This is a genomic window from Photobacterium rosenbergii, from assembly GCF_033022775.1.
In the GTDB taxonomy this organism is placed as follows: domain Bacteria; phylum Pseudomonadota; class Gammaproteobacteria; order Enterobacterales; family Vibrionaceae; genus Photobacterium; species Photobacterium rosenbergii_A.
The window spans coordinates 106,134-121,392 of record NZ_JAWJZI010000012.1 but is presented as its reverse complement, the minus strand read 5'-3'; the positions used below and the strand labels follow the sequence as shown (position 1 = coordinate 121,392).

The 15,259-nt window shown below is 51.1% G+C and carries 14 protein-coding genes and 1 pseudogene; 1 reads left to right on the top strand and 14 read right to left on the bottom strand.

The genetic code is table 11. The annotated features are described in order from the left end of the window. Positions 1–161: 161 nt before the first annotated feature. The 9 genes from pgpA to glyA all read right to left on the bottom strand — a co-directional run bounded on the left by pgpA (position 162) and on the right by glyA (position 7,662). Positions 162–647, bottom strand: a complete 486-nt coding sequence (gene pgpA, locus R2X38_RS20785) for a phosphatidylglycerophosphatase A (RefSeq protein WP_411185654.1) — start codon at positions 645–647, stop codon at positions 162–164. 3 nt (positions 648–650) lie between these two features. Next, a complete protein-coding gene (gene thiL, locus R2X38_RS20780) occupies positions 651–1,622 on the bottom strand; it encodes a thiamine-phosphate kinase (RefSeq protein ID WP_317524261.1) in 972 nt (323 codons plus the stop codon). Positions 1,623–1,684: 62 nt separating this feature from the next. Next, positions 1,685–2,152 (bottom strand): transcription antitermination factor NusB, encoded by a 468-nt coding sequence (gene nusB / locus R2X38_RS20775; protein ID WP_187462241.1) that lies wholly within the window; start codon positions 2,150–2,152, stop codon positions 1,685–1,687. Further along, positions 2,152–2,622, bottom strand: coding sequence for a 6,7-dimethyl-8-ribityllumazine synthase (ribE, locus tag R2X38_RS20770; protein ID WP_107301464.1), 471 nt, complete (start codon positions 2,620–2,622; stop codon positions 2,152–2,154). The genes nusB and ribE overlap by 1 nt, the downstream gene beginning before the upstream one ends. Positions 2,623–2,796: 174 nt before the next feature. Then, a complete protein-coding gene (gene ribBA / locus R2X38_RS20765; RefSeq protein ID WP_317524260.1) occupies positions 2,797–3,900 on the bottom strand; it encodes a bifunctional 3,4-dihydroxy-2-butanone-4-phosphate synthase/GTP cyclohydrolase II in 1,104 nt (367 codons plus the stop codon). Positions 3,901–3,935: 35 nt separating this feature from the next. Beyond that, positions 3,936–4,592 carry a riboflavin synthase gene (locus R2X38_RS20760; RefSeq protein ID WP_317524259.1) on the bottom strand — a complete coding sequence of 219 codons (657 nt, stop codon included), beginning with the start codon at positions 4,590–4,592 and terminating at the stop codon, positions 3,936–3,938. Positions 4,593–4,600: 8 nt separating this feature from the next. Beyond that, positions 4,601–5,749 (bottom strand): bifunctional diaminohydroxyphosphoribosylaminopyrimidine deaminase/5-amino-6-(5-phosphoribosylamino)uracil reductase RibD, encoded by a 1,149-nt coding sequence (gene ribD / locus R2X38_RS20755; protein ID WP_317524258.1) that lies wholly within the window; start codon positions 5,747–5,749, stop codon positions 4,601–4,603. A gap of 48 nt (positions 5,750–5,797) precedes the next feature. After that, on the bottom strand, positions 5,798–6,247 hold the full coding sequence (gene nrdR / locus R2X38_RS20750) for a transcriptional regulator NrdR (protein ID WP_039460556.1): 450 nt from the start codon (positions 6,245–6,247) through the stop codon (positions 5,798–5,800). A 164-nt stretch (positions 6,248–6,411) separates the two neighbouring features. Continuing rightward, on the bottom strand, positions 6,412–7,662 hold the full coding sequence (gene glyA, locus R2X38_RS20745) for a serine hydroxymethyltransferase (RefSeq protein WP_317524256.1): 1,251 nt from the start codon (positions 7,660–7,662) through the stop codon (positions 6,412–6,414). Positions 7,663–8,106: 444 nt separating this feature from the next. Here glyA and R2X38_RS20740 point away from each other — a divergent pair, with 444 nt between their 5' ends. Beyond that, positions 8,107–8,724, top strand: coding sequence for a YitT family protein (locus R2X38_RS20740; protein WP_411185650.1), 618 nt, complete (start codon positions 8,107–8,109; stop codon positions 8,722–8,724). A gap of 72 nt (positions 8,725–8,796) precedes the next feature. On the opposite strand, the pseudogene R2X38_RS26825 reads toward R2X38_RS20740, so the two are convergent. The 5 genes and pseudogenes from R2X38_RS26825 to purL all read right to left on the bottom strand — a co-directional run. Continuing rightward, a pseudogene (locus R2X38_RS26825) lies at positions 8,797–8,879 on the bottom strand (DNA starvation/stationary phase protection protein); the annotation flags it as partial. Positions 8,880–9,182: 303 nt separating this feature from the next. Further along, the gene (glnB, locus tag R2X38_RS20735; RefSeq protein WP_317524255.1) at positions 9,183–9,521 is read right to left on the bottom strand and encodes a nitrogen regulatory protein P-II; all 339 of its coding nucleotides are present in this window, start codon (positions 9,519–9,521) and stop codon (positions 9,183–9,185) included. A 117-nt stretch (positions 9,522–9,638) separates the two neighbouring features. Next, positions 9,639–10,043 carry a hypothetical protein gene (locus tag R2X38_RS20730; RefSeq protein ID WP_317524254.1) on the bottom strand — a complete coding sequence of 135 codons (405 nt, stop codon included), beginning with the start codon at positions 10,041–10,043 and terminating at the stop codon, positions 9,639–9,641. Positions 10,044–10,205: 162 nt separating this feature from the next. Further along, complete coding sequence (locus R2X38_RS20725; protein ID WP_317524253.1) at positions 10,206–10,883, bottom strand: HAD family hydrolase; 678 nt, start codon at positions 10,881–10,883, stop codon at positions 10,206–10,208. Between the two features lie 178 nt (positions 10,884–11,061). Next, a complete protein-coding gene (gene purL / locus R2X38_RS20720) occupies positions 11,062–14,958 on the bottom strand; it encodes a phosphoribosylformylglycinamidine synthase (protein ID WP_317524252.1) in 3,897 nt (1,298 codons plus the stop codon). Positions 14,959–15,259: the final 301 nt, after the last annotated feature.

Here is a 15,259-nt window from a genome sequence, read left to right as displayed (position 1 = left end):
CTAGCCTCTAGCCTCTAGCCTCTAGCCTCTAGCCTCTAGCCTCTAGCCTCTAGCCTCTAGCCTCTAGCCTCTAGCCTATTAAATCTTAGTCCATTGAATTAGAGATAAAAAAAACCGCGCAACCGCGCGGCTTTTCTATCTGTTCATAGGTAGAGAGGTTACTACCAGCCTATCCAGTGGCCGAGCCCCCAAAGCGCAATCATTGCCATGAAACCCGCCAGGATATCATCGACCATAATGCCTAGCCCGCCATGGACATGCTTGTCCAGCCAGCTGATCGGCCATGGCTTGACCATATCGAAAAAGCGAAACAGTACAAAACCGGCCAACACCCACTGCCAACTGACAACTGGAGCAATGGCCATGGTGATCCAAAATCCGACAAACTCATCCCAGACAATACTGCCGTGATCATGGACGCCCATATCATCAGAGGTTTTCTGGCAGATGGTGATACCAATCAGGGCCGCCACCGCGGTGATCAGCAAGTAAACCGTAAATGGCAGCTGCGCCATCAGCAAATACAGCGGGATCGCGGCAACAGTGCCCATGGTGCCCGGTATGATAGGTGACAGGCCGCTACCGAAACCGGTCGCCAAGAAATGCCATGGATTTTTCAGGTTAATCTTATCTTTTGGGTTTGCCACAATTTACTCCGCAAAATGATCATATCCGTGCAGCTGCCAGTCCAGCGGCTGGCTATTGCGTACCAAGTTAATGCCCTGCCCCGGACGCAGCTGGCCGACACAGGTTGCCTTTACGCCACTATGGGCCAAGGCGGTATCTACTGCGCCCCTATTCTGCTCCGGAACCGTAAAGCACAATTCATATTCTTCACCACTGGCCAAGGCCAGCCGCAACGCTTTATCCCGCTCAGGCTCAAAGGCTTCCAGCTCTGGCGAAAGGGGTAGTTTATCAACGTCAATTTCTGCTGCCACCCCAGAACGTTTCAGAATATGTCCAAGATCGCTGATCAGGCCATCGGAGATATCCAACGCCGCCGACGCAATGCCGCGCAGTGCCTGGCCTGCCAGAATACGGGGCTCAGCTTTATGGTGGCGCTCAAGCAAGGTTGCTTCAAGAGCAGAGGACTCCACCTTTTTCTGGCCGAGCAACAGCGCAAGGCCTGCCGCGCTGTCCCCCAAGTTACCGGTGACATAAATCCAATCTCCAGAGCTTGCCCCACTGCGGGTCAGAGCCTTGCCGCGCGGCACAAAACCATGCACTGTCAGGGTAATGCTCAAAGGACCTTTGGTGGTATCACCGCCCACGAGCTGGACATTGTAATATTCGGCCAGAGCAAAGAAGCCCTGGCAGAAGCCCGCCAACCAGGCTTCATCAGGCTCAGGCATCGTCAACGCCAATGACACCCAGGCCGGTGTAGCGCCCATAGCTGCCAGATCACTGAGATTCGACGCCAATGCCTTGTGAGCTACCCATGCCGGATCGGCCTCGGCCAAGAAATGGGTACCTGCCACCAGCGAATCAGTACTGACGGCCAACTGGCTCCCTTCCTGTACCTCCAACAAGGCGCAATCGTCACCAATTGCCAGAGGTACATCTTTTCGTTTCACTGCCTGGTGTTCGAAGTACCGGGCGATCAAATCAAATTCGTTTGCCATATTCTTCTTTTTGTAGACAGAAAAAAGGCCAGCATTGCTGGCCTTTTAAAATCGTATTGTGATTACTTCTTGCGAAGTGATGGCGCAGCCTTATCTAGCACACCATTCACAAACTTGTGGCTATCTTCAGCACCGAAGGCTTTTGCCAATTCGATAGCTTCGTTGATAACTACCTTATATGGTACGTCATCGCGCTTGGTCATCTCGTACATAGCAAGACGAAGTAGCGCTAGTTCCATCTGATCCAAGTCCTGTAGAGGACGAGACAGGTACGGACGCATCTTGCTGTCCAGTTCCTGATGGTTCAGCACAACACCTGTTAGCAGATCACGGAAGTAAGCAACATCTGTATGTGGTGCTGCAAGCGCCGGGGCTTCCGCCTGGTGCTCTTCTTCTTCGAACTTGTCGTCAGAAAGAAAATGTTGCTCAATATCAGCAACATTACCTTTGGTAATTTGCCAAGAATAAATTGCTTGTACAGCAAAATGACGTGCATTACGACGTGCGGCTGGTTTCACACTAACCCCCATTAGGATTCAATTTGGGACAGGACATTAACCATTTCAAGCGCGCTTAGTGCAGCCTCTGCCCCTTTATTACCAGCCTTGGTACCGGCACGCTCAATGGCTTGTTCGATAGAATCTACAGTCAGAACACCGAATGCTACTGGAGTGTTGTACTCTAGAGCAATCTGAGCCAGACCTTTGTTACACTCACCGGCAACATAATCAAAATGTGGCGTTCCGCCACGGATCACAGAGCCAAGCGCAACAATAGCATCATAACGATCGCTCTTAGCAACCTGCTGAGCAACAAGTGGTAGCTCGTATGCACCCGGGCAACGAACAACAGTGATGTTGTCATCACTAACTTGACCCTGACGTTTCAGAGCGTCTAGCGCGCCTTCTAGTAGGCTTTCGTTGATAAAGCTGTTGAAGCGTGCAATTACGATAGCAACTTTTGCGTTTGGTGCCGCGATGGCGCCTTCAATTACCTTCATGGGCCTTCCTGTGACTATGTCTTTTCCGGTATGAGAAACCGCGGGAGTCTATCACACTTTATGCGTTATACCAATTGGCATATTCAAGCGCTTTCCCGCCTCATACTGGCAATGTTTGGAATTGATTAAATGGAAATAGGTTTCGAGCAAAAGCGGGCACCGGGCCCGCTTTAATTATTCGCAAATGTATTCAACCGCTTCGAGGCCAAAGCCCGATAGCGAATGGTAGCGCTGAGTGCTTGATGACAGCAGGCGCATCTTAGATACACCAAGATCTGACAAGATCTGAGAACCGACACCCACCTGACGCGACTGGTCTTTCGGATTCAGCTTCACACCCGGCTTGCCTTCTTCCTGCGCAGCCATGTTCTGAACCTTAGTAATGATGGAGTCCTGGCTTTCTGCCTTGCTCAGTACTACCAACACACCTCCTTCATCAGCAATGCGTTTCATCGCCGACGGCAGTGTCCACTGGGTAGCACCCGAGTGAAGAATATCTTTGAAGGTATCTTGCAGGTGGACACGGACCAAGGTCGGCTCGTTATCAACAACGTCGCCTTTTTTCAGCGCGTAATGAACCTGGTTGTCGATGGTGTCACGGTAAGTGATCATCTCAAAATCACCGAACTCAGTTGGCAGAGAGCACTGCGCGACACGTTCAATGGTGGTTTCGTTGTTGTTGCGGTACTCAATCAAGTCCGCAACGGTACCCAGTTTCAGGCCATGCTGCTCAGCGAACACCTCAAGATCCGGGCGACGCGCCATAGTGCCATCTTCGTTAAGGATCTCGACAATCACACTCGATGGCTCAAGACCTGCCAGACGAGCCACATCACAACCGGCTTCAGTGTGACCAGCACGGGCCAGCACTCCACCCTCTTGCGCCATCAATGGGAAAATATGGCCTGGCATCACGATATCAGCCGGCGAAGCACCGGGTGCTACCGCCGCCTGTACCGTCACCGCGCGGTCTGATGCAGAAATACCCGTCGTTACGCCTTCAGCCGCTTCAATCGACACGGTGAAGTTGGTGCTGAACTGCTCGGTGTTGTCCTGCACCATCAATGGCAGTTTAAGCTGCTGGCAGCGAGATTTTGTCAGGGTCAGGCAGATCAAGCCACGACCATGGCGGGCCATGAAGTTAATTGCCTCAGGGGTAATTTTTTCCGATGCAATGATCAGATCGCCTTCATTTTCACGGTCTTCGTCATCCATCAGGATAACCATTTTACCTAGGCGGATATCTTCGATGATTTCCTTTGCACTGCTTAGAGCCATATCGATACCTTAATTCTTGTTAATCTTCTGTCTGTTTATCGAAGGAACCCGCTGCGAGCCAGCAAATCCATAGAAACTTCTGACTTCGGCTCTGCCGCCTTCTCGCCCATCATCAAACGCTCGAGGTAACGGGCAATCACATCAACTTCCAAGTTAATCTTACGGCCAGCGGTAAATGCTTCCATCGTCGTTTCCGATGCAGTGTGAGGCACGATGGTCAGTTTGAACTCATCGCCGCGAATCGCATTGACCGTCAGGCTGATGCCGTCAACAGCTACCGAGCCTTTTTCCGAAATATACTTCGCCAAATGAGCCGGTGCTTTCAACCAGAACTCAATCGCACGACCAGTATTGGAACGTTCAATCACCTCCGCCACATCATCGACATGGCCAGAGACCATATGACCACCGAAACGGGTGGTCGGCAGCATCGCTTTCTCAAGGTTCACCTTCTGTCCCGCCCGGTAAGTGACAAATGCAGTACGCTTAAGGGTTTCCAGCGACAAGTCAGCCACATAACCCGAGCCTGTCAGCTCTACCACAGTCAAGCACACACCGTTGGTTGCAATACTGTCACCCAATTTTACATCGGATAGGTCCAGCTTGCCGGAGTCCACCGTCACAGAAATGTCTTTGCCTTTTGGGGTCAGGGCAGTAATTGTCCCCACGGCTTCAATAATGCCAGTAAACATGTCAAACCTTATTCTTTGTCTGCATTGAGTAATTCAGCTTGGATGTGATTCTGGATACGGGAAGTAATACGAATATCACCGCCCACCATTCGTACATCCGAAATGCTCAGTTCGGGAACCTGTGTCATCGACACCAGTCCATTAAGATCCATCAGCCCGCGGCTATCGCTGCCCATCAACTTGGGCGCTTGATAGAGGATCAACTCATCAACCAATCCAGCTTGCAGCAAACCACCTGCTAGGCCAGCGCCGGCTTCCACCCAAATGTGGTTGATATTGTGCTTTGTCAACTCAGCCATAAGCGTATGGAGATCGATCCCCTCGCCTTCGGGCATAACCAGTTGCTCTACATCCTGCGGCCATGCCAGCGTGTCAGCTTGTTTTCTTACCAGGATTGTTTTGCCCGGCAGGCTGACCAAACGGTGTTGTGGAGTGACTCGGTTTTTACTGTCGATAACCACCCTCACCGGCTGGCGCAGTTCAGTTTCCGGGTATCCCTGCTGCACTTCATCGCCCAGCTCCTGCCAACGGACGTTCAACGACGGGTCATCAGCCAACACAGTTGCACTGGTCGACAAGATGGCGCCGGCTTTGGCGCGGTAGCGTTGGACATCCGCCCTTGCTGCAGGGCCGGTGATCCACTTGCTTTCACCATTAGCCAGCGCGGTGCGACCGTCAAGGCTGGCTGCCAGCTTGAGCTGAACATACGGCAGGCCGCTCTTCATCACTTTGATAAAGCCCGGATTCAACGCTTCGGCATCTTGCTCCAACAAGCCTGTTTGTACTTCAATACCGGCTTGCTTGAGCATGGCTATACCACGACCGGCGACTTTCGGGTTGGGATCAACCATCGCGCAAACCACGCGCTTCACACCGGCTTTGACCAGTGCTTCGGCACAAGGCGGTGTTCGGCCGTAATGAGAGCAAGGCTCCAGCGTGACATACGCGGTGGCACCTTTCGCATTATCACCAGCAGCACGAAGTGCAAAGACCTCGGCATGGGGCTCTCCGGCACGATAATGATAGCCTTCCCCGACAATTTCATCGTCGCGGGCGATCACACAGCCGACATTGGGGTTAGGAGTAGTCGTGAACTGACCGTTTTTCGCCAACTTGATTGCGCGCAGCATCATGGCGTGGTCGATAGATGAGAACATGAGACTTCAGTATCGGTTAGAAAGCCGGCACATCACGTCCGGCATCAATTATTTTTCGAGTTTAGCGATTTCTTCACCAAACTCACGAATGTCTTCAAAACTGCGGTAAACAGAAGCAAAGCGGATATAAGCAACTTTATCCAGCTCTTTCAATGCTTCCATAACCAGGTTACCAATCATCTCCGATGGCACTTCTCGCTCACCGGTCGCACGCAAGCGCGACTTGATGGTATTGATCGCACGTTCGATATCATCAGCACTGACAGGACGTTTTTCCAACGCACGCTGGATCCCACCACGCAGTTTGTCTTCATTGAACGGGTCACGGTTACCATTAGTTTTGATCACCCGTGGCATCACCAACTCAGCGGTTTCAAACGTCGTATAACGTTCGCTACAGGCTAGACACTGGCGACGGCGACGAACCTGATGGCCATCGGCCACCAGACGGGAATCTATTACTTTGGTGTCATTGGCACCACAAAAAGGACAATGCATCTTGCCTCCTCAACTTCGTCGCACCAGTGTAACTCATTTCATTAGTGGGGGGAGACTATTACAATAAAAATTCTGCCGAAAGTGGCGCGAAACCGCCATAAAAAAGGGCCTGCAAGCTGCAGGCCCTTTTTTGTTCCAAAACTGTCACCCCGAAGGGCCAGTGCTTACGCGTATACCGGTAGGCGCTTACAGATTTCCAGCACCTTGACCTTGGTCGCTTCAATCACTTCTGGGTTGTCGATGTTGTCCATCACATCACACATCCAGTTAGCCAGCTGCTTGGCATCTTCAACCGTAAAGCCACGACGGGTAATCGCAGGTGTACCGACACGGATACCTGAAGTCACAAACGGGCTACGCGGGTCATTCGGCACACTGTTCTTGTTAACCGTAATGTTCGCTGCACCCAGTGCCGCATCCGCTTCTTTACCTGTGATGCCTTTGTCGATCAGATCAACCAGGAACAGGTGGTTTTCCGTGCTGCCCGATACGATCTTGTAACCGCGCTCAAGGAACTCACCGACCATTGCTTTGGCATTCTCAACCACGCGTGCCTGGTAGTCTTTGAACTCTGGCTCCATCGCTTCTTTGAATGCCACCGCTTTAGCTGCGATAACGTGCATCAGAGGACCACCCTGGCCACCAGGGAATACTGCTGAGTTCAGTTTCTTGTAAAGATCTTCGCCACCATTAGACAGCACTAGGCCACCACGAGGGCCCGCAAGCGTCTTGTGCGTTGTGGTTGTAACCACGTGAGCATGTGGAACCGGGTTCGGGTAGACACCCGCAGCAATCAGACCGGCAACGTGCGCCATATCAACAAAGAAGTACGCGCCCACTTTGTCTGCGATTTCGCGCATGCGCTTCCAGTCAACAATCTGGGAGTAGGCAGAGAAACCGCCGATGATCATTTTTGGCTTGTGCTCAAGCGCCAGCGCTTCAACTTCGGCGTAGTCAATCTGGCCCGCTTCATCAATACCGTAAGGGATAATGTTGTATAGCTTGCCCGAGAAGTTTACCGGGGAGCCGTGAGTCAAGTGGCCACCGTGTGCCAGGCTCATCCCCAGAACGGTATCGCCTGCATTCAGTAGTGCCATGTACACGGCATTGTTGGCTTGAGAGCCAGAGTGAGGCTGAACGTTGGCGTACTCGGCACCAAACAGCTCACAAGCACGGTCGATAGCCAGCTGCTCGGCTTTATCCACGTACTCACAACCACCGTAGTAGCGCTTGCCCGGGTAACCTTCAGCATACTTGTTGGTCAGCTGGGAGCCCTGAGCTTCCATCACGCGAGGGCTGGTGTAGTTCTCAGAAGCAATCAACTCGATGTGCTCTTCCTGACGCGCCGTTTCTTCCTGAATCGCTGTAAATAGTTCAGCATCGTAATCGGCAATATTCATGTCGCGCTTTAGCATCTGTATCTCCTGACTCAGATTGTTTTAGTCCTTTTTGTCTCTGGTAAGCCTGTGAATGGCTGTGCCGACAAAGAGGCGGTAAACACACAAAATTGGCAAAAAACGGAAAATCCGCAAAGCTAGGCGCCACGTGGACGCAAACGTTTTCGTCTCGCCTGTAGATAACGCAGTATTTTACAGAATTTGATCTAAATCAGATACCCCTAATGTGACTTTTTATTGGTATTTATTTCATTTTTGGTATGAATTGTTTTCAAGTTGTTCACTCCCTCGTCATGGATGACCAAAACTAAAATACCCACATTACAAGTAATGATTGAAATTAATTTTTTACGACAGCGTAATATAATTTGTACACTGACCATCAGACAGATTTCATGCCTGCTATCACGCTTGTCTCCAATGCCCTATATCATGGCGCCTCTATACATAAGGAGTGTTGTCTTGAGCGGTTATCATCATTCACTGAAAGAAAATATCATTGCTATTCTTACCGGTACTTTCATCGTTGCCCAAGGGGTTTTCTTTCTCCAGCAAGCTGATCTTCTCACCGGCGGTACCACCGGCCTGGCCCTGCTTGTCAGCCAGTTTGTCGATCTGTCGTTTGGCCAGCTGTACTTTATGATGAACTGCCCGTTTTACCTGATGGCCTGGTTCCGTATGGGCAAAAGCTTTGCGATCACCAGTGTGATTTCCGGCGGTCTGGTATCTATCATTACCGACAACCTCCACCACGTGCTCGAGATCAGCCGCCTCGAACCGCTTTACTGCGCCCTGATCGGTGGCCTGCTGATGGGACTGGGTATGCTGATCCTATTCCGCCACAAAACCAGCCTGGGTGGCTTCAACGTGCTGGTACTATTCCTACAGGAAAAAATGGGCTGGTCGGCTGGCAAGCTACAGATGGGTATTGATATCACTATCCTAGTCGCTTCTTTCTTCCTTGTTAGCCCGATGGTACTACTATTCTCGGTTATCGGCGCCTTTATGCTGAACCTAGTACTAGCAATGAACCACAAGCCAGGCCGCTACAGCGGTGAGCTAAAGCCGCAGGCAAGTTAAGATCTCGGCTAGAGGCTAGAGGCTAAAAATAAAAAAAGAGGTCGCTTCCTGCGACCTCTTTTTTGTGTTTATTTAATGGCTGTATGCGTTAAGTATCACATCAACTTTTCTTGCTCGCGGATATAATCGCCCATGATTGCGGCAGTCCCCTCATCACCGCGATGGGCGATGGGCGATGGGCGACTCCGGATTGTGGAATAACTTTCCCCGGTCAAGCTCTTGCTCTTGCACCTTCTCTTTGCTCTTCCATTGGCCGATAGCCACCTGCCAATGGCCAATTGATATTAGAGCAAAGGGATTTCGCTCAAGAACACAGAGGGAGCGCGGAGTATTTCTCAGTTAAATCAGCTCTGGCTAAGCTGTTTCATTCTCTGGCTAAGAGGAAGCGCGGATTTTATACGCATAAATGAGCACTTCCGATAACGCCAGAGGATGAAACAACGACGACAGAGACGATTTTAGATAGCGTCTTCGTCTTCCTCACCAGTCCTAATACGCACCACGCGATCCACATCGAACATAAAGATCTTGCCGTCACCGATCTTACCGGTTTGGGCGGTTTCGATGATGGTATCGACACACTGATCGGCCACGTCATCGGCGACAACGATTTCCAGCTTCACTTTCGGCAGGAAATCGACCATGTACTCGGCGCCACGGTAGAGCTCGGTGTGACCTTTCTGGCGACCGAAGCCTTTGACTTCAGAGACTGTCATACCGGTGATACCGACATCGGCTAGCGCTTCGCGAACGTCATCAAGCTTGAACGGCTTGATGATAGCTTCAATTTTTTTCATTCTCATCATCCTTTGCTGAGCAAGGTAATGCTGGCAAACGCTTTTGGGGAAACTGCCAACAACCTGTTTAATTTAAGTTGAAGTATATCAAAAGCCTGGCGCTGAAAGATCAGTGTATCAGTATTTTTCTACCGAGAATATGACATCACTGTCCATCATTTTCAGCAGTAACAGGACGGCAAAAAGCAGTACGCTGCTGTTGAGGAAAAAAACAGCCATGTCTCTAAACTCAGGGGCGACCAACTGGGGGAGATATGGGATCAGGCTATAGTTGAAAAACATAGTGATCGCGGGAATAAAAAAGTACAGCGGGATGAATCCCCAGCGGTTTCCGCGGCTGAGACCCAGTATCGCACCGATACCGGAGAGTAGGACCAAGATAGCGATATAACTTGGCACGATACCGACCTGGTTTAGACTGAAAATCAAAGCAAAGCTGTCGGCGTATCTTACCAGGCAAATCATTACTAGTACTGCAAGGCCCTTGGTGGCCAAACGCAGTCCACGACGTGTTACATCCATTATTGTCTCTCTTCCATGAGGTAATGACAGTTAGAGCCCGCAAAAAATAAGCGCATATTCTATGCGGGTATTTTAACCAGTACAACAATTATTCAATCAATTCTTGGTTTAATTTCTCTCCTCTTATTTAGACCTTGGTTTAGCAATTGGTTCCCTTCTGGGCTAGTAATGCACGGTAACCAGATCAACCAATCCTTCGAGGCTTCGGACCACCCGTGTCGACACCTTGGTATCGAGCTTGTGCCGATTGAGCCATACCGCCTTGAACCCCAACTCACTGGCGGCAGTGGCATCATTGAACGGATGATTACCGATATACCAACACTCAGCGGCCGATTTTCCTGATTGCTTCAATGCATGCTGGAAAATTTTTGGATCCGGCTTGGCCGCCCCGACTTGCTCCGAGATCACCAGAAACGAGAAGAACTCCCGGATCCCGGTTACCTTTAGCTTAGCTTCTTGATGATAGGTAAAGCCGTTGGTAATGATGGCAAGCGGGGAGATCTTTCTCAGCTTCTCCAACGCGGGCTGGACGTCGGGGAACAAACGCCAGTATTGGCGGTAACTGGCATAGTATTCGGCAATCAATTCGTCCGCCAGCTCTTCGCTGAGCGGGCGGCGAAACAAGGCACTGATCCTGGCCCGGCGCAGCCCTTCGAAATTGAGTGTTCCGGCCCGCCACTGCTGGCGCTTTTCGTCAGTGATTGCGCGCCACATCACTTCGATACCGTCTGGGCAGTCAATAATTTCATCACGGTAACGCTTGGCAAAATCACGAATGGCGTCTTGCTCCGCGCCATCATGATCAAGCAGGGTATTGTCGAGATCGAAGAAAATCATTGCACCTCCAGTACCGGCTCTTCGGGCTAATGCCCCATCAATTATTCACCAGATGGATAACTTCAGCTTAATCATAGTCTTGTATTTGTTGCTACTTTTATTTCCTAAAAATGATACAGACAATAAAAAACCGCTCACTGGGAGCGGTTTTTTTCATCAATATTAAGCGATTAGCTTATTAGCCGATATTCACACGGGCATTGCGGAACATGCGCATCCATGGGCTGTTCTCGCTCCAGTCATCTGGGTGCCAAGAGTTAGCCACTGTACGGAACACACGCTCAGGGTGAGGCATCATGATAGTCACACGACCATCTTGAGTTGTCAGGCCGGTGATAGCGTTTGGCGAGCCGTTCGGGTTGTTCGGGTACTGCTGGGTTGGGTTACCATGGTTGTCCACGTAGCGTACCGCAACCGTACCTGATGCTTCAATCGCTGCCAGGTGGTCGGCATCACGTACTTCGACGCGACCTTCACCGTGAGATACCGCGATTGGCATGCGAGAGCCTTCCATACCGTTAAAGAACACAGAATCAGACTTCTGTACTTCAACCAGGCTGAAGCGTGCTTCAAAGCGCTCAGATTCGTTACGAACGAAGCGCGGCCATAGGTCGGCACCCGGGATCAACTCTTTCAGGTTAGATAGCATCTGGCAGCCGTTACAAACACCTAGCGAGAAGGTGTTGTCACGGTTGAAGAAAGCTTGGAACTGCTCTCGAGCCTGGCCATTGAACAGGATAGACTTCGCCCAACCTTCACCGGCACCCAGTACGTCACCGTAAGAGAAACCACCACAAGCTACTAGGCCATGGTACTCATCCAGTACCGCTTGACCGGTTAGGATGTCGCTCATGTGAATGTCTGTTGCTTCGAAACCAGCGCGGTCAAAAGCTGCCGCCATCTCAACGTGTGAGTTAACGCCTTGCTCACGCAGGATAGCCATCTTCGGCTTGGCGCCTTTGGCAATGAATGGCGCCGCTACGTCTTCGTTGATGTCGAAGCTTAGCTTGGTATTAAGACCTGGATCAGTGTTGTCTTTCTTCGCTTCAAACTCTTGGTCGGCACACGCTGGGTTGTCACGAAGGCCCTGCATCTTATGCGTGGTTTCAGCCCAGATAGTACGAAGCTCAGTACGAGAGCGCTCAAGGACAGCCGCATTGCCTGCAGTGATAACAACGCTGTCAGAAGCTTCTACGCTACCGATAACGTGTGAGCAAGCTTCTAAGCCATTTGCTGCCAGTACCGCTTTAACTGCTTCAAGATCGTCGTTCTTAACCTGAACAACCGCACCTAGCTCTTCGTTAAATAGCGCAGCAAGAGCATCGTCGCCTAGAGCAGCAACGTCTGCTTTCACACCACAGTGACCGGCAAATGCCATCTCTGCCAGTGTAACGAACAGACCACCGTCGCCTTTATCGTGGTAAGCCACCAGCTTGTCATCACGAACCAGAGTTTGCATCGCATCGAAGAAGCCTTTTAGCTGCTCAGCGTTGTCAACATCAGCCGGTTTATCACCTAGCTGCTTGTAAACCTGAGCCAGTGCCGTTGCACCCAGACGGTTCTTACCGTTACCTAGATCAACAAGAAGCAGAGAGGTATCGCCTTTGTCGGTACGAAGCTGAGGAGTTACCGTCTTACGCACGTCTTCAACACGGCCGAACGCAGTGATGATCAATGAAAGAGGAGAAGTGACTTCTTTGTTCTCACCATTTTCTTCCCACTTGGTCTTCATCGACATAGAGTCTTTACCAACAGGGATAGTCAGGCCAAGTGCTGGACACAACTCTTCACCGACAGCTTTAACCGCTTCGTAAAGGCCAGCATCTTCACCTGGGTGGCCAGCTGGAGACATCCAGTTAGCAGACAGTTTGATACGCTTGATATCACCGATGTCAGTACCGGCAATGTTAGTCAGGGACTCACCCACCGCAAGACGGGCAGATGCACCAAAGTCTAGCAGGGCAACTGGCGTGCGCTCACCCATAGACATGGCTTCGCCGTGGTAAGAGTCGTAGCTTGCTGCAGTTACCGCACAGTTAGCCACTGGCACCTGCCAAGGACCCACCATCTGATCGCGCGCCACCAGACCTGTCACGGTACGGTCACCGATAGTGATAAGGAACGTCTTCTCAGCTACCGTTGGTAGGCGAAGAACACGATCAACCGCTTCATTGACTTCGATGCCGTCACGAGCGATCGCCGGGCTATCTACTTTTAGCGTCTTCGCATCACGGTGCATCTTAGGTGTTTTGCCTAACAGGATGTCCATCGGCATATCGATTGGCGTGTTGTCGAAGTGTGAGTCTTCCAGTTTCAGCTCACGCTTTTCTGTTGCTTCACCAACCACGGCGTACGGTGCACGCTCACGCTTACAGATAGCATCGAATGCCGCCATGTTCTCAGGCGCAACCGCCATCACGTAGCGCTCTTGCGATTCGTTACACCAAATCTCTAGTGGGCTCATGCCCGGCTCGTCGTTTGGCACATCACGTAGCTGGAAGATACCACCGCGCTCGCCATCGTCGACAAGCTCTGGCAGTGCGTTAGAAATACCGCCTGCACCCACGTCGTGGATAAAGGCAATTGGGTTAGCATCGCCCAGCTGCCAGCAACGGTCGATCACTTCCTGACAGCGACGCTCCATTTCTGGGTTCTCACGCTGTACAGAAGCAAAATCCAGATCTTCTGCCGACTGGCCTGATGCCATAGAAGAAGCTGCACCGCCACCAAGGCCGATGTTCATCGCAGGACCACCCAGTACGATAAGCTTCGCACCAACAGGGATCTCTTTCTTCTGCACGTGCTCGTCACGGATGTTACCCATACCACCCGCAATCATAATTGGCTTGTGGTAACCACGTACTTCCTCACCAGCGTGTGAAGTCACTTTTTCTTCGTAAGTACGGAAGTAACCAAGAAGGTTCGGACGACCAAATTCGTTGTTGAACGCCGCGCCACCCAGTGGGCCTTCTAGCATGATATCCAGGGCGTTAACAATGCGGCCTGGTTTACCGAAATCTGTTTCCCAAGGCTGCTCGAAACCAGGAATACGCAGGTTAGACGTTGTGAAACCAACAAGGCCAGCTTTTGGCTTACCGCCGATACCTGTTGCGCCTTCGTCACGGATCTCACCGCCTGAACCCGTTGAAGCACCCGGCCAAGGTGAAATCGCAGTTGGGTGGTTGTGCGTCTCAACCTTCATCAGGATGTGAGCATCTTCATTGTGGTAGTTGTACTGGCGAGTCTCTGGATCTGGGAAGAAACGGCCAACCTTAGAACCTGTCATTACCGCTGCGTTATCTTTGTAGGCAGACAGTACGTGATCAGGTGTGGTTTCAAAGGTGTTCTTGATCATCTTGAACAGGGATTTTTCCTGCTTCACACCGTCGATTGTCCAATCTGCGTTGAAAATCTTGTGGCGGCAGTGCTCCGAGTTCGCCTGGGCAAACATCATCAACTCGATGTCAGTCGGGTTACGCTCTAGCTTGTTAACGAAGCTATCTACTAGGTAGTCAATCTCATCTTCCGCTAGCGCAAGGCCCAGGGTAACGTTTGCTTCTTCAAGCGCCTTGCGGCCACCTGACAGTAGGTCGACATCGGCAACAGGTGCAGGCTCAGCCACTTGGAAAAGCGCTGCCGCTGAGTCAAGATCGGTAAAAACGACTTCCATCATACGGTCGTGGATCAAACCTTTCAGTTCTACCACTTGCTGGGCAGACAGCTCAGCAGATGTCTCGATGTAGTAAGCTGTACCGCGCTCCAGGCGTTTAACTTGGGCCAAGGCACAGTTGTGGGCGATATCGGTAGACTTAGATGACCATGGGGAGATTGTACCCGGACGCGGGGTAACCAGTAGCAGTAGGCCTGATGGCTCATGCTCTGCAATCGTAGGGCCGTAAGTTAGCAAGCTTGCCAGCTTTTCTTGCTCTTCGGCACTCAATGGCGCAGACAAGTCTGCAAAGTGCATGAACTCAGCATAAATACCTGACACAGGCAGATCCAATTCGCGACAACGCTCAAGTAGCTTGTTTACGCGAAACTCAGACAGTGCGGGTGAACCACGCAAAATTTCCATGTGCTTACGTCTCTCGATTAGCAGTTTAATGAAGGTGATATTGGCCTAATCCCCGGCGCTTTACCGGGCTAATTACGTCAATGTCACCTCGCGTACCAGACCCTAGGTGAGGCGAAGTGCTCATGATGGGGCGTAGTATAAGGGAATTTTTTTTGTGACGTAACACCTGACGCAACCGTTTGCGTGTTTTTTTTTCAATCAGCACCAAAAACCAGTGAGATATTGCTCACACTGCCTATCCAATTACACTTTTTTACGATTTCAGGCTTAAGAAATGCGTCTTGCCACCGCAAACACGTCG

Excerpts from the sequence above, each read along its gene's own strand:
- thiL (WP_317524261.1), bottom strand. The coding sequence starts at position 1,622 with ATGGCAAACGAATTTGATTTGATCGCCCGGTACTTCGAACACCAGGCA.
- nusB (WP_187462241.1), bottom strand. The coding sequence starts at position 2,152 with ATGGGGGTTAGTGTGAAACCAGCCGCACGTCGTAATGCACGTCATTTT.
- ribE (WP_107301464.1), bottom strand. The coding sequence starts at position 2,622 with ATGAAGGTAATTGAAGGCGCCATCGCGGCACCAAACGCAAAAGTTGCT.
- ribBA (WP_317524260.1), bottom strand. The coding sequence starts at position 3,900 with ATGGCTCTAAGCAGTGCAAAGGAAATCATCGAAGATATCCGCCTAGGT.
- R2X38_RS20760 (WP_317524259.1), bottom strand. The coding sequence starts at position 4,592 with ATGTTTACTGGCATTATTGAAGCCGTGGGGACAATTACTGCCCTGACC.
- ribD (WP_317524258.1), bottom strand. The coding sequence starts at position 5,749 with ATGTTCTCATCTATCGACCACGCCATGATGCTGCGCGCAATCAAGTTG.
- nrdR (WP_039460556.1), bottom strand. The coding sequence starts at position 6,247 with ATGCATTGTCCTTTTTGTGGTGCCAATGACACCAAAGTAATAGATTCC.
- glyA (WP_317524256.1), bottom strand. The coding sequence starts at position 7,662 with ATGCTAAAGCGCGACATGAATATTGCCGATTACGATGCTGAACTATTT.
- glnB (WP_317524255.1), bottom strand. The coding sequence starts at position 9,521 with ATGAAAAAAATTGAAGCTATCATCAAGCCGTTCAAGCTTGATGACGTT.
- R2X38_RS20730 (WP_317524254.1), bottom strand. The coding sequence starts at position 10,043 with ATGGATGTAACACGTCGTGGACTGCGTTTGGCCACCAAGGGCCTTGCA.
- R2X38_RS20725 (WP_317524253.1), bottom strand. The coding sequence starts at position 10,883 with ATGATTTTCTTCGATCTCGACAATACCCTGCTTGATCATGATGGCGCG.
- purL (WP_317524252.1), bottom strand. The coding sequence starts at position 14,958 with ATGGAAATTTTGCGTGGTTCACCCGCACTGTCTGAGTTTCGCGTAAAC.